We start from the raw sequence: 14,206 nt of genomic DNA on the forward strand, positions 1-14,206 counted from the left end.
ACGGTCGAATCGGACCGTCAGCCCTTGTGTCGACCGTCAGACTCGACGAGGAGGTCGCCGCCCTCCGGCAACGCCGCCGAGGCCTGCGGGGCCGACCACACGCTGACACCCGCCGGGTCGACGTCCACCCGCACGACGTCGCCGACCGCCGGCCGGGCGGTGCCGGACGGCGAAATCACTTGATGGGCCTGAAGATCCAACCCGTGCGACCACCGCAGGTGCAGCAAGAGGTGGCTGCCCAGGTCGGCCACGTCGGAAACCGTCGCCGCGTGCTCGCCGGACGCCGCGAGGCGCACGTGCTCGGGCCGGACGCACCAGGTCACCGGGGTGTCCGGGGCGATCGTGGCGTGCGTGCGGATCCGGACGCTCTCGCTCTCCAGCACACCGTCGGCCCGCATCACCCCGTCGCGGACGTTGGTCAGACCCAGCAGCCGGGCCACCGCGGGCGACGCCGGCGCGTCGAAGACCTCCCGGACCGTGCCCGCCTGCGCCACGCGACCCTCGGCGATCACCACGATCTCGTCGGCCAACATGGCCGCCTCGACCGGGTCGTGCGTCACGAGGACCGTCGCGAGAGAGTCCTGCTGCTGCTGCAGCCGACGGACCAGCGCGGTCAGCTCCTGCCGCACCGGGTAGTCGAGCGCGGAGAACGGCTCGTCCAGCAACAGCAGCCGGGGCGATCCGGCGAGCGCGGAGGCGATCACCACCCGCTGCCGCTGACCGCCGGACAGTTGCTGCGGCAGGCGGTTCTGCAGGCCGTCGAGCTGCAGTCGCTGCAGCCACCAAGCCGCCACGCCGGGGTCCGCGTGGACGCCGAAAGTGGCCTGCTGCCAAGCGGTTCGGTCCGGGAAGAGCCCGTGCTGCTGCGGAACGTAGCCGAGCTGCCGGTCCTCCACGGCCACTCCGGACAGCTCGACGTCGCCGAGCCGGACCACCCCGACGTCCGGGCCGAGCAACCCGGCGAGCGAGCGCAGCAGCATCGACTTGCCGGCACCGGATGCGCCGAGCACGGCGATGCGAGGACTGTGCGCGGTGTGCGCCACCTGCAGCCGGAAGTCGCCGACCCGGGTGTCGATGTCGAAGGACACCGGCCGGGCGGCGATGCCCGGTGGCCGGGTGGGTTCGACCATCGGCGCGGGTCGGTGCAATCGGTCCCGGATTGCGCGCGGTAGCCGAAAACCGGCCAGCAGCAGGACGACCGCCGCGATGAGGAGCGCAAGGGCGGTGGGTGCCTGCGTCGTCGGGATGCCGGTCGACGAGAACTGCACGTAGGTGAAGACCGGCAGCGTGTAGGGGTGGTAGGAGAGGAGGACGGTCGCGCCATACTCCCCGAGCGCACGCAACCAGGTCAGCAGGAGCCCTGCCCGGATCGCCGGAGCGGCGATCCGCAGGTCCACCCGCACAAAGCGGGACAGCGGACGGTGCCCGAGCGTGGCCGCGACGTCCTCCAGCCGCGGATCCACCGCCTCGAACGCCGAGCGCGCGGCGATGATCAGGAACGGCGACGCGACGAACGTCTGCGCGATCACCACGCCGGCCACCGACTCGGTCAGGCGGCCGTCGAATCGCTCACCGAGCCACGTGTAGGGCCCGACGACGTAGACCAGCACGATGCCGCTCATCACCGGGGGCAGGGCCAGCGGCAACTGCACGAGCACGCCGACGACGCGGTGCAGCGGCCCCCGCGAATGCGCCAGCCAGTGCGCGAGCGGGACTCCCAGCAGCGTCACGATCGTGGCGCTGATGGTGGCACTGATCGCCGAGGTGCGCGCGGCGTCGAGCAGGCCGGACTCGCCGAACCCGCGATCGCCCGCGCCGGCCAGTCGGACGACGAACGCGACGAGCGGGATCGCCAGGTAGAGGACGAGCAGCGCCCCGAGGGCCGCGACCGGGCCGCTACGTCGCCTGCCGATCACGGGCCGGACAACACCTTGCGGACCGTGTCGGGCACGCCCGTGCCGGTGACGGTCGGCGGGGACACCAGCTCGAAACCGTCCCTGCGCAGCATCTTCCGGGCCTCGGCACCCAGCAGATAGGCCACGAACGCCTCGGCACCCGCCTGGTTCGGAGCATTCTTGACCACCGTTGCAGTGTAAGCAGCGGCCAGCTTCTGGCCGGTCAGCTGCACGGTCGGTATGCCGGCCGTCGTGGCCTCGCTGGAGTAGAAGAAGCCGGCGTCCAGCTGCCCGGACTGCAGGTCGGCGACCAGCGTCTCCTCGGGGAAGACGATCTTGTCGTTGTCCGCGAGGTCCACCAGCTGCGGGTGCTGCTTGCCGGCGTCCAGCAGCGCTCGGTGGGCCAGCTTGCCCTTCGGGTCGGCCTGCGGGTCGGTGGTGCCGACGCGGAAGCCGTGCTGGGTGATCACGTCATACCAGGGGCCGGCCTTGATCTTCGCCGCGAACCTGCTCTTCGGGTTGTAGCCGAGCACGAGTGGCGAGCTGGCATAGCGGACGTACCAGCTCACCCAGTCACCGCCCGCCGTTCCCATCAACTCGGCGTCCGCCGTGGGACTGGCGCTGACGAACACGTCCGCCTTGCGGACCTTGCCCTTGATCTGGGCGGCGAGCGCGCTGGACCCGGCGCCGAAACCGGCGAAGGTGTAGCCGGTCTCCTTCTCGTATGCCGGGCCGAGTTGCTTCTCCATCAGCGTGACGAGCGAGCCGGCGTAGAGGACGTTGACGGTGCCCGATCCGCGAGCGGCGCCGGTGCCACCCCCTGAGGTGGCACCGGCACCGGACGCCGGATCCGAGCCGCCGCCCGACGAGCCGCAGGACGTCAGTGCCGCCGCAGCGCCGATCAGTCCGAGGGCCAGCAGTCCGCGACGGGGAATCTCACTCATGGGAGCCGAAGCTAGCAGTGAACTAGTCACACTGCGACTAGTCCCTGTGCCGGTCCGCTGCGGCGTCCGATCAGCGCGCGTCGAGTGTTTCCAGGAAGTCGAGGATCGCTCGCGTCGAGCTGACTCGCCAGAGTGCCAGGGTGCGTTCGAAGCTGCCCGGCTCGGCGGCGCCAGCGCGCGCCTCGAGTTCGCCGAGCCGGGCGGCGAACACCTCGTGCTGCGCGGCGATCAGCCGCCTCGGGTCGCCACCGCTGCGGTCGTGCAGCGCGAGCTTCAGCAGGAGCGCCGAGCGGGCATCCCGCGCGCGCGGGACCGGCTCGTCCAGCCACCGGCCGAGTCGGTCACGCCCCGCGCGGGTGATCTGCACGATGGTCCGGTCCGGCCCCGGCCCGTCGGTCTCCACGCCGGCCGCATGAACCAGCGCGGCGTCGGTCAGCCGGCCGAGTTCCCGGTAGACGACGGCACGCGGGATGCGCCATACCCGGCCCAGCTCGCCGTCGGCGGCGAAGAGCGCCGCTACCGCGAAGCCGTGCGTCGGTCCCTCGGCGACCACACCGAGCACCCCGAACGCTGCGGTGCTGACTTCCGACATGGACCCACTCTGACATGCGGGTCACAGGAGCGAGACGCGTCGGATTCCTGCTCCGCTGGTGCTGCCGGTGTCGAAGTGCCAGAACTTGACGGTTGTCTTACCAACTCGGGCGAATTTCCTTACACCCCAAGACCATCGGCCGTAGGTGACGCATGGGACGATTGAGAGGTGACACAGCCTCTGCGCAACTCCACGACCGGCGATGCCGACGACGACATGCACGAGGGCCGACGGCGCGATCTGGCCGTCGCCGCGCTGCACACGTGGAGTGAGCACGGCTATTCGCAGGTGTCGGTCCGCAATGTCGCGCGGCGCACCCGCTTCTCGCACGGGATGGTGCACTACTACTTCCACAGCAAGGACGCGCTCGTCGCCGAGTGCGTCCGGATGATCGCCGACGCGCACATCTTCGCGTCCGACGGCGCCGAGACGGCGGACGTCACCGACTACTCACACAAGCTGGCGGCCGCGCTGAGCGAGAGCTTCCGCTCCAACCGCCGGATGCACCGGATCCGCTACGACCTGCGCAACCAGAGCCAGTTCGAGCGGAGCCTGCGCGAATACGCCGCCGAGGTCGAGGACGGCCGCGAGCGCTGGCAGCAGGATGTGCAGCAGCGCTACGAGGCGATGGGCTGGAGGTTCGACCCGCCGTTCGAGCTGCTCGCCGAGCAGGTCGACGCGCTGCTCGAACGCGCGGTGCGCGACGAGTTGCTGGGGGCCGACCTGGCCGACACCACCGAGCAACTGCGCCGCGACCTGCTCAAGATCCTGCCGAGGCGCGGCTGATTCAGCTCGTCGGGATCGCTCCGGCCAACTGGTCCCGGGTGATCGTGCCCGCGCCGGAGCGGGCGATCATGTCACGTGCCTTGCCGGTGGAGTCCCAGACGTTCCAGAGCAGCACGCCGCGCACGGTGTCGTCGCGCAGGTAGTAGACGACCGCGGCGGTGTGGTCGTCGTTCCAGTCCTCGACCGTGTCCAGCCGCGAGTCGAGCTCGCCGACCGCTTCGTAGCCGTTGTCGAACAGGTCGGACCAGAAGATCGGCGTGTAGTCGTAGGGCTCGTCGGCACCGGCGAGGTTGCGGCCGGCCTTCTTGCCCATCGCCTCCGCGTTGTCGACGTGCTCCACGCGACGCCTGCCCAACAGGGCGTCGTCGTAGCTCGCGACGTCGCCTGCGGCATACACGTCGGCCGCGGAGGTGCGCAGCCGGTCGTCGACGACGATGCCGTTGTCGGTGGTGATGCCGGCCTGTTCGGCGAGTCGCACGTTGGGGGTGACACCGACTCCGACGACGACCGCGCCGGCCTGGACCAGCGAGCCGTCGCCGACCCGGATGCCGACCCGGTCGTCGGCGAGCTCGCCGCCGGACACCGTCTCCTCGGTCAGCAGCCGCACACCGTGATCGATGAAGTCCTTGGTGATCAGCTCCGCGAGGGGCTGCGGGAACAGACGCCGCTGCACCAGGTCCTCGTCGAAGATCATCGTGACCTGCACGCCGTTCTGGGCCAGTGCAGAGCCGATCTCGGCGCCGATGTAGCCGCCGCCGACCACGGTGACCGGAGTGTCCTCATCGGCGAGTTCGCGCAGCCGCCGGTAGTCCTCGGCGGTGCGGTAGTAGATGATCCGGTCGGAGTCGGGCAGATCGAGCCGGCGCGGGCTCGACCCGGTCGCGAGCAGTAGCTTGCCGTAGGTGATGGTGGCGCCGCCGGCTTGCACGGTGTGGGCGCCGGGGTCGATCGCGGTGACCGGGGTGCTGGTGTGCAGATCGACCTGCTGCCCGTCGAGGAGCCACGCCTTGTCCAGGCTCGCGTCCTTGTCGAGCCAGAGCTTCTTGGACAGGTCGGGTCGATAGACCGGGCCGTCGGGTTCGGCGCCCAGCACGAGCACCGAGCCGCTCTCGTCGAGCTCGCGAATGCCGCCCACCGCGGCTGCCGCCGCCACACCGCCACCGACGATCACGTAGTCGTAGTTGCTGTCGGAAAGCTCCGTCATGACACTCCTCGGGTCGCGCGAACGCGCAGGTTGCTGCGCTCAACCTGATCGTATGCCGGGAGCGGTCGCGCCGCCCAGGCCCGTCCAGCAGGCGCTTCTATTCCCATGTCGACGTGTGAACTTTCTTACCGCGCAATGGTTTTGCTGCCGGTTGGCCGGCGCTCCGGCGAGGTCTATCGTCGTTCGTATGCCGACAACCACACCTGCACTGTCCGTGTCCGCAGCCGGTGAGAGCTTCGCTCCGATCGAGCTGGAGCGCCGTGACCTGCGCGACGACGACGTCCGCATCGACATCGCCTGGGCCGGGATCTGCCACAGCGACATACACACCATCCGTGAGGAGTGGGACGGGACGCGCTTCCCGCTCACGCCCGGCCACGAGATCGCCGGCGTGGTGAGCGCCGTCGGGACCGGCGTGACGCGACACAAGGTCGGCGACCGCGTGGGGGTCGGCTGCCTGGTCGACTCGTGCGGCGAGTGCGAGCAGTGCAAGAACGGCTTCGAGCAGTTCTGCGAGCGCGGGTCGGTCGGGACCTACAACTCCACCGGGTATGACGGACAGCTCACGCAGGGCGGCTACGCCCAACAGGTCGTGGTGTCCGAGCGTTTCGTGTGCCGCATCCCCGACGGCATCGAGCTGGACGTCGCGGCACCGTTGCTCTGCGCGGGCATCACCACCTATTCGCCGCTCAAGCGGTGGGGCGCCGGTCCCGGCACGACCGTGGGCGTGCTCGGCATGGGCGGCCTCGGCCACCTCGGCGTCAAAATCGCCGCGGCGCTCGGCGCGGAGGTCGTCGCGCTGTCCCGTTCGACCGCGAAATCGGCTGATGCCAAGGAGTTCGGCGCGACCGACCATCTGGCGACCGCCGACGCCGCCGTGTTCGAGGACAATGCCGGCCGGTTCGACCTGATCCTCAACACCGTCAGTGCAGATCTGCCGATGGAGGACTACCTGCGGCTGCTGAAGCCGAACGGCGCGCTGGTGTCCGTCGGCCTGCCGACCCAGCCCTACGCGATCCGTCCGGGCAGTCTGATCGGTGGCAACAAGGTCGTCGCCGGGTCGATGATCGGCGGCCTGCCGGAAACCCAGGAGATGCTCGACTTCTGCGCCGAGCACGGCATCGGCGCCACCGTCGAGCGGATCAGCGCCGACCAGGTCGACGAGGCCTACGACAAGGTCGTCGCGGGTGACGTGCGCTACCGCTACGTGATCGACACCTCGACCATCCAGCCCCGCGCCTGACCGCCGAGAGGCCCACATAACGCCGACAGGCCCAGAACTACGGCTCGAGAGGACCCGTATTTCTGGGCCTTTCGGCGTTTGCTGAGCCTGTCGGTGAGAGGCGCGAGGTGCCTCAGCTACCGGGCGGGGTCGATGATCGTCATCCCCGCCGGCGCGGCGGTCGCCATGGCGGGCAGCAGGTCGGCGGCCTCCTCGAGACCGACGACCCGCTCGATGAGGTCCTGCGGTGCGAGCGCGCCGGAGGCGATCAGCGCCAGCATGCCGGGATAGTCGGCGGCTGCCATGCCGTGGCTGCCGAGCAGGTCCAGTTCCCAGGCGATTGCGCGCGCCATCGGGACGCGCGGGTGCCCGTCGACGGGTGGCAGCAGGCCGACCTGCACGTGCCGGCCGCGCCGGCGCAGGCTGAGGATCGAGTCGGCGCAGGTCTGTTCGGTGCCGACGGCGTCGACGGCGACATGGCTGCCGCCGGTCAGTCCGTGGATCCAGGCGGGTATGTCGCAGCCGTCCTCCGCCAGCATCAGATGGTCGGCGCCGAGCTGACCGGCCTTGGCCAGCGCCGTCTCGTGGCGGTCGACCGCGATCACTTGTGCGCCGAGTGCTTTGGCGATCATGACGGCAGAGAGCCCGACGCCGCCGGCGCCGACGACCGTCACCCACTCCCCGGCGTGCAGCCGCGCGCGCCCGACCAGCACCCGGTAGGCCGTGGCGAACCGGCAGCCGAGACTGGCCGCGGCCTCGAAGGTCACCTCCTCCGGGATCGCGACCAGGTTCGTGTCGGCGGCGTGCAGGGCCACCTGCTCGGCGAAGGATCCCCAGTGGGTGAAGCCGGGCTGCTCCTGATCGGGGCAGACCTGGGCGTTGCCCGTCATACACCACTCACAGCGGCCGCAGCCCTCGACGAACGGGACCGTGACCCGGTCGCCGACCCGCCAGCGCGTGTCGCCGGCGCCGACTGCCGAGACGACGCCGGCGAGCTCGTGACCGGGCACGTGCGGCAGGGTGATGTCGTCGTGGCCGGCCCAGGCGTGCCAGTCGCTGCGGCACAGGCCGGTGGCGTGCACCTGCACCACGACACCGCCGTCGGGTGCCGCCGGCGCCGGCACCTCGCGCACCGCGAGCGGCCCCGCGATCCGGTCCATCACCAAGGCGCGCATCACGGGTCGATCATTCCTCGTCGTCGTCGAAATCGTCGGTGTCGTCCGGCTGCCGGCCACGACCACGGGTCAGCAGGATGAGCACTGCCCCGGCGACACCCGCGACGACGATCACGATGACGGCGACCACGGCAGCGCTGGGAACGCCTCCGCTTGTTGATTTCTCGGCTGTCGATGCGCGTGCCGTGCATGTCTTCGGAACGGCGGTGCCGGTCCGCCCGGTGGCTTTTCCGGTATAGCTGAACGAGATGGTGTCGGACACGGGATGGCCGTCGGCGGAGACAATCCGCCAGGTGATCGCGTAGCGGCCGGCCGGCCCGAGCGCGATCGGGGTGGTAACGACCCGGTCGGCGACCGTGCCGCACCCGGTCTCGTAGTAGCGCCCGTCGGGGCCCTTGACGGTGACCTGAGGGCGCGCCGGCCGGCTGAGGACGATGTCGTTGAAGGTCAGCGTCACCTTGGTCGGCGCGGTCGCGACCGAGCCGTTCGCCGTGGGGGTGCTGCCGACCAGGTAGTCGTGCGCCTGGGCGGCCGGTATGACGCCGCACACGGCCACGAGGAACGCGATGACCGCGAGGACTGCGCGCCGCGGCGTCATCCGTTCACCGGGTCCGCCGGGTGGCGGCATACAGGGCCACGAGCAGGGCGACCACGCCGACCGCGATGCCGCCGACACCGAACCACACCGCGCTGCCGGAGTCGCTGCTCGAGGACTTCGGGGCTGCGGTCACCACGGACGGGACGGTCCTCGGTGAGGCGGTGTTGCTGGGCTCGGCACCGATTGTGAGGACCGGCGCGGGGTGCTCGGGTTCGGCCTGGCCGGCCTTCGTCGGCTGGTCCCACTTCACGACCGAACCGTCCGAATAGGTCTGGATGGCAGTGAAACTCACTGACGGCACATTCGGGACGACACCGACGGACACCGGAAACTGCTGGAACTGGCCGGGTTTGATCGCGGCAGCCGGTGTCGCGGTCCAGACGATCTTGGTCGGCGCCTCGGTGATCGTGCCGTCCTCGGTCTTGACCGGTGTGGTCAGCTTGGCCGTCGTCACCACGGTTTTCCACCCGGCCACCGGCTGGTAGGACACGGCGGTGAACGGGTGCGCCGTCGGCAGATCGATCTCCAGCTTGGTGGTCGATGCGTCGGCCTTCTCCGTCGGCACCTTGAAGACCAGCGTCGCGTAGGAGCCGGCGGCAGCGGTGTCCGGGTTGACCGTCACGTGGGCCTCCGCGGCGACCGGGATCGCCACCAGCAGTCCGGAGACGGCGATGGTGGCGCCGGCGCGCACAAGAGAGCGTCGATGGGGAGTCATGAGGTCAACACTACGTTCGGTAGTAATGGCGCACCCGGGCGGCCTCGTTACCGCTCAGCGGAAGGCGGACTCGCCGGTCAGCGCCTGCCCGATGATCAGCTGATGCACCTCGCTGGTGCCCTCGTACGTCAGCACCGACTCCAGGTTGTTGGCGTGCCGCATGACCGGGAACTCCAGGGTGATGCCAGCCGCCCCGAGGATGGTCCGGCACTCCCGGGCGATCGCGAGCGCCTCCCGCACGTTGTTGAGCTTACCGAGCGAGACTTGTTGGGCAGCAAGCTTTCCGGTGTCCTTGAGGTGTCCCAGGTGCAGCGCGAGCAGCATGCCTTTCCCGAGCTCGAGCGACATGTCGGCCAGCTTGGCCTGGGTGAGTTGGTATGACGAGAGCGCCTTGTCGAAAATCTGCCGGTCCGCGGCATACGCGATCGTCGTCTCCAGGCAGTCCCGAGCAGCGCCCAGCGCACCGAAGACGATGCCGAAGCGTGCCTCGTCGAGGCAGGACAGCGGTCCGCGCAGCCCGCGAACCTCCGGGAGCGCCGCCGAAGCGGGCAGTCGCACGTCGTCCAGCACGAGCTCACCGGTGACCGACGCCCGCAGCGACAGCTTGTGCTGGATCTTCGGCGCCGAGAATCCACGAGTGTCCGTCGGAACGACGAATCCTCTGATCTCCCGGGCCGTTTCGCCGGTCTGCGCCCACACGACGGCGACGTCGGCGATCGGGCCGTTGGTGATCCACATCTTCGTGCCGGTCAGCACCCAGTCACCGCTCGAGGCGTTGCGGCGGGCGCGGGTGCGCATGCCGGCCGGGTTGGAGCCGAAGTCCGGCTCGGTCAGGCCGAAGCAGCCGATCGCCTCGCCGGTGGCCATCCGTGGCAGCCACTCGTCCTTCTGCTCGTCGCTGCCCCAGCGATGGATGGCGAACATCGCGAGCGACCCCTGCACCGACACCAGCGAGCGGATGCCGGAGTCGGCCGCCTCGAGCTCCATGCAGGCCAGGCCGTATGCCGTGGCCGACGTCCCGGCGCAACCGTAACCGTCCAGGTGCATACCGAGGACGCCGAGTTCGCCGAGCCGACGGGCCAGTTCGCGGGCGGGAAGGTCACCGGCTTCGTACCAGCCCGCGAGCTGTGGCTTGAGCTCGGCGTCGACGAAGGTCCGGACCGCATCGCGCAGTTCGCGGTCGTCCTCGGCGATCAATCCGTCGGTGGCGAAGAGTTCCAGTGGGGTCTGGGTCATGCCTTCCATGATCGCCGAAGACCTGGACGGCGCACACCGCGTCCGCCGACTGGCACACTTTCCGCCGAAACACAGCAGCAGCTGCGTCACTCGGCGCTGGCTGCGCCAGTCGGCGCGCGTCCCGCCCAGCGACCACGCGTCTGCGCGATGTGCCGCTTCATCAGCCGGGACACCAGGCGCTTGTCCCGCTGTTCGATGGCATCGAGGATGGCGTGGTGCTCTGCCGCGCTGTCGACCAGTTGGCCGTCGCCGGAGATTGCGGTGAGGCCGTACAGCCTGGTGTGCGCGCGCAGTTCGGAGATCAGCCCCGTCGCGCGCTGGTTGCCGGCATACTCCAGCAACCGCAAGTGGAACATCCGGTCGCTCTCGGTGTAGTCGATGAGGTCACCCCGCTCGGCGCCGCGCACGATGGCATCGGCCATGCGTCGCAGCTCCGCGAAGTCGGCCTCGGGCACTACTCCCGCCGCACGGGCCACGAGCGGCGGCTCGACCAGCATGCGCAGCTCGGTGATCTCGTCCAGCTGCTCGTCGCTGATCGCCGTGACCCGATATCCCTTGTTGCGCACGGTGACCACGAGGCCCTCACGGACCAGGTCGAGCATGGCCTCGCGCACCGGAGTGGCGGAGACACCGAAGCGTTCGGCGAGGGACGGTGCGGAGTAGAGCACGCCGGGCACGAGTTCGCCGCTGATGACGGCAGCGCGCAACGCGTTGGTGACGTCCTCGCGCAGCAAGCCCTTCTGCAGCGGCTGGAATTGGCCCGACATGTGACACATCGTAGGTGTGCGACGGGGGCTCGGCGGGTCACGCTCTCCGCAGACATGTGAAATGTACAATTGCACTGCCACTCGACCGTCGCACCATCGTTCGGAGCATCCGATGACAGAGCAGCCACCTGACGTGCCGGACGTGCGGATGCGCGGCCTCATCCCGCTGGGCGAGGCACCGGGCTTCCAGGACGGCATCCGCACCGGCTGGGCACGGCCGGCGCGCGACGCCCAGATGGTCCGCGGCGCGCCTGCCGCCGCGGCGGAGCACCGGCGACGGCTCACCGAGGCGTTACCCGGACGGGTCATCGTGATCGGTGCCGGGCGGGCGCCCGTGCGCAACGACGACAACGACTACGAGTTCCGCGCACACTCCGACTTCCTCTGGCTGGTCGGCGCACCGATCGCGCGTGCCGTGCTGGTCCTTCGCGGCGCGAACCCGACCTTGTATGTCGCGCCGCCCGCCGTTCCCGGCGACCCGGGCTTCTACTCGGACAGCACCTACGGCGAGTTGTGGACCGGGCCGTCGCCCCACCTGGCCGACTGGCGGCGGGCACTCGACGTCGACGTGCAGCCGCTGGACAAGCTGGCCGGGTCGCTGGCGGCCGAGTCCGACGTGCTGGTCGGTGGTTTCGTCGAGGACGACGTCATCGGCGCCGTACGTCGGGACGACACCAGCATCCTCGGCGAGACGTTGTCGCGGCTACGGATGATCAAGGACGAGTGGGAGGTCGAGCAGTTGCGTGCGGCGGTGGATCTCACCGTGGGCGGGTTCCGCGCGGTCGCGGCCGAGATCCCCGCCGCCATCCGGTCGGGCGGCGAGCGATGGCTGCAGGGGACCTTCAACCGCTATGCGCGCACCTACGGCAAGGACGTCGGCTACGGCACCATCGTCGCGACCGGCCGGAACGCCGCGGTGCTGCACTGGACGCGGTGCGACTCACCGCTGGGTGAGCAGGACGCACTCCTGTTGGACATGGGGGTGGAGGGCAGGAGCTGCTACACGGCCGACGTGACACGTACGGTGCCGGTGTCCGGCACCTTCACCCCCGAGCAACGGATGGTGCACGACCTCGTCGAGAAATCGCACCGTGCCGGCCTGGACGCCGTTCGCCCGGGACGCACGTATGTCGACTTCCACCACCGCTGCCTGGAGGTCATCGCGCAGGGGCTGCACGACTGGGGTCTGCTGCCGGTGTCCGTGGACGAGGCGCTGTCACCACACGGTCAGCAGCACCGCCGTTACATCGTGTGCGGCATCGGCCACCACCTCGGGCTGGACGTGCACGACTGCTCGAAGTCGACGGTCGAGGACTACCAGCTGGGTCCGATCGCCCCGGACATGGTGCTGACCGTCGAGCCCGGGCTCTACTTCCACGCCACCGACGAGACCGTGCCGCCGGAGCTGCGCGGCATCGGGGTGCGGATCGAGGACGACGTGCTGGTCACCGAGACGGGCATCGATGTCCTGTCCGACGTGCTGCCGATCACCGCGACCGGGCTCGAGGAGTGGACCCGCGCCCAGCGAAGCTGAGGGACCGAATCTGCGAGGAGGGGCGTGCCGCCCCTCCTCGCACGTCGAGAGGCTCAGCGGGCATTCCGCCGCTGCGCCACACCCCACGGGTTGTCGTCGCGCAGCGGCTCGGGCAGCAGCTCCTGCGGCGCCGACTGAAAGGCGACCGGGCGCAGCAGCCGGCTGATCGCGGCGCTGCCGACGGAGGTACCCGTGTCATTGGTGGTCGCCGGCCACGGACCGCCGTGCTGCATGGCGGGGGTGACCGCGACACCGGTCGGCCAGCCTCCGACCAGCACCCGGCCGGCGCGCTGCGCGAAAAGCTGCACCAGATCGGCGATCTGCGGGTCCGACGCCTCGTCGGTGGTGCAGTGCACGGTGGCGGTCAGGTTGCCCGGGAACAACTCCCCGAGACGCGGGGTCAGCGCACCGAGGTCGTCATACTCGACGATGATCGAGAGCGGGCCGAAGGATTCCTCGAGGAGCTCGTCGCGGTGTGCGACCAGCTCCGCGAGTGTGACGCGCACCAGAGTCGGTGTGGTCCACGCGTTTTCGTCCTCGTCGACGCGTACGCTGCCCTCGGCCACCACGTCGACGCCCGCGCCGAGCACGTCGGTGCGCCGCTGCTGGTACCCCTGCGAAATAGCGGGGTTGAGCAATCGGTGCTCGGCGACCTGAGCTGCCTCGGTGCGCAACGCGTCGTCCAGCTCGTGGCCGGCCGGCGCGAAGAGGAAGCCCGGCTTGGTGCACAACTGACCCGCGGATCCGCTGACGCTGGCGACGTAACCCCTGACGATGTCGTCGGCGCGCTCCCGCAGTGCGGCAGCGGTCACCACGACCGGGTTGACACTGCCGAGTTCGCCGTAGAACGGGATGGGGTCGGGGCGGCCGGCGGCGATGTCGGCGAGCGCGCGGCCCCCGCGGACGGAGCCGGTGAAGGTCGCGGCCCGGATCGCGGGGTGCCGGAGCAGCTCGACGCCCTCGTCCTGGCGGTGGACGAGTTGCAGGGTGTCCGCCGGCATCCCGGCGGCGACCAGCGCCCGCGCGGCCAGAGCGGCGCAACGGTCGGACAACCGGGGATGTCCGGGGTGTGCCTTGACGACGGTGGCGCAACCGGCCGCGAGCGTCGCCGCGGTGTCCCCACCGAGCACGGAGAAGGCGAACGGGAAGTTGCTCGCGGCGAAGTTGAGGACCGGCCCGACGGGCAGCAGGCAGCGGCGCACGTCCGGGCGCGGGCCGAGCGCGAAGTCGGGGTCGGCCTCGTCGATGCGAACGTCGAAATAGCTTCCGTCCTGGACGGTTTCGGCGAACGCGCGCAGCTGGTATGCCGTGCGCTTCACCTCACCGGTCAGTCGCGTAGCGCTCAGGCCGGTCTCGGACTGCGCGATCGGGACGACCTCACCGTCGGACTCGAGCGCGTCGGCGACGGCGGTCAGCGCGCGGGCCCGTGCGTCCGGCGCTGTCCGGGAGAAGATCGCGTGCGCCTCCTGGGCGCGGCGGGCGACGTCATCGGTGGTGCTGGTCACGATGCTCCTTTTTGGGGAATCGGCTTGGGTATC

General features: G+C 70.1%; 13 protein-coding genes. 3 read left to right on the forward strand and 10 right to left on the reverse strand.

The window, feature by feature from the left end; all coding sequences use genetic code 11:
- Positions 1-17: 17 nt before the first annotated feature.
- From ACN8HC_RS02560 to ACN8HC_RS02570, 3 genes are all read right to left on the reverse strand, one after another.
- On the reverse strand, positions 18-1,916 hold the full coding sequence (locus ACN8HC_RS02560) for an ATP-binding cassette domain-containing protein (protein WP_490073298.1): 1,899 nt from the start codon (positions 1,914-1,916) through the stop codon (positions 18-20).
- Positions 1,913-2,839, reverse strand: a complete 927-nt coding sequence (locus ACN8HC_RS02565; protein ID WP_490073299.1) for an extracellular solute-binding protein — start codon at positions 2,837-2,839, stop codon at positions 1,913-1,915. The genes ACN8HC_RS02560 and ACN8HC_RS02565 overlap by 4 nt, the downstream gene beginning before the upstream one ends.
- Before the next feature lie 70 nt (positions 2,840-2,909).
- Positions 2,910-3,431 carry a PadR family transcriptional regulator gene (locus ACN8HC_RS02570; RefSeq protein WP_490073300.1) on the reverse strand — a complete coding sequence of 174 codons (522 nt, stop codon included), beginning with the start codon at positions 3,429-3,431 and terminating at the stop codon, positions 2,910-2,912.
- Between the two features lie 168 nt (positions 3,432-3,599).
- Here ACN8HC_RS02570 and ACN8HC_RS02575 point away from each other — a divergent pair, with 168 nt between their 5' ends.
- Positions 3,600-4,217, forward strand: a complete 618-nt coding sequence (locus ACN8HC_RS02575) for a TetR/AcrR family transcriptional regulator (RefSeq protein ID WP_490073301.1) — start codon at positions 3,600-3,602, stop codon at positions 4,215-4,217.
- Position 4,218: 1 nt separating this feature from the next.
- Here the strand turns inward: ACN8HC_RS02575 and ACN8HC_RS02580 are convergent, their stop codons facing one another.
- A complete protein-coding gene (locus ACN8HC_RS02580) occupies positions 4,219-5,421 on the reverse strand; it encodes an NAD(P)/FAD-dependent oxidoreductase (protein WP_490073302.1) in 1,203 nt (400 codons plus the stop codon).
- A 187-nt stretch (positions 5,422-5,608) separates the two neighbouring features.
- Here ACN8HC_RS02580 and ACN8HC_RS02585 point away from each other — a divergent pair, with 187 nt between their 5' ends.
- Entirely contained in the window at positions 5,609-6,664 is a 1,056-nt protein-coding gene (locus ACN8HC_RS02585) for an NAD(P)-dependent alcohol dehydrogenase (protein ID WP_490073303.1), read from the forward strand.
- Positions 6,665-6,780: 116 nt separating this feature from the next.
- Here ACN8HC_RS02585 and ACN8HC_RS02590 read toward each other — a convergent pair whose 3' ends face one another.
- The 5 genes from ACN8HC_RS02590 to ACN8HC_RS02610 form a co-directional block, all read right to left on the reverse strand.
- The gene (locus ACN8HC_RS02590) at positions 6,781-7,818 is read right to left on the reverse strand and encodes a zinc-binding dehydrogenase (protein ID WP_490073682.1); all 1,038 of its coding nucleotides are present in this window, start codon (positions 7,816-7,818) and stop codon (positions 6,781-6,783) included.
- Between the two features lie 10 nt (positions 7,819-7,828).
- On the reverse strand, positions 7,829-8,416 hold the full coding sequence (locus ACN8HC_RS02595; RefSeq protein WP_490073304.1) for a copper resistance CopC family protein: 588 nt from the start codon (positions 8,414-8,416) through the stop codon (positions 7,829-7,831).
- Between the two features lie 4 nt (positions 8,417-8,420).
- Entirely contained in the window at positions 8,421-9,131 is a 711-nt protein-coding gene (locus ACN8HC_RS02600) for a YcnI family copper-binding membrane protein (RefSeq protein WP_490073305.1), read from the reverse strand.
- A gap of 54 nt (positions 9,132-9,185) precedes the next feature.
- The gene (locus tag ACN8HC_RS02605) at positions 9,186-10,367 is read right to left on the reverse strand and encodes an acyl-CoA dehydrogenase family protein (RefSeq protein WP_490073306.1); all 1,182 of its coding nucleotides are present in this window, start codon (positions 10,365-10,367) and stop codon (positions 9,186-9,188) included.
- Between the two features lie 86 nt (positions 10,368-10,453).
- Entirely contained in the window at positions 10,454-11,134 is a 681-nt protein-coding gene (locus tag ACN8HC_RS02610) for a GntR family transcriptional regulator (protein WP_490073307.1), read from the reverse strand.
- Between the two features lie 112 nt (positions 11,135-11,246).
- Between ACN8HC_RS02610 and ACN8HC_RS02615 the strand changes: the two genes are divergently transcribed.
- Complete coding sequence (locus ACN8HC_RS02615; RefSeq protein ID WP_490073308.1) at positions 11,247-12,668, forward strand: aminopeptidase P family protein; 1,422 nt, start codon at positions 11,247-11,249, stop codon at positions 12,666-12,668.
- Between the two features lie 53 nt (positions 12,669-12,721).
- Here ACN8HC_RS02615 and ACN8HC_RS02620 read toward each other — a convergent pair whose 3' ends face one another.
- Positions 12,722-14,173: an aldehyde dehydrogenase (NADP(+)) gene (locus ACN8HC_RS02620; protein ID WP_490073309.1), complete on the reverse strand. Its 1,452-nt coding sequence runs from the start codon at positions 14,171-14,173 to the stop codon at positions 12,722-12,724.
- Between the last annotated feature and the right edge of the window lie 33 nt (positions 14,174-14,206).

This window comes from Flexivirga sp. YIM B11880, from assembly GCF_058148645.1.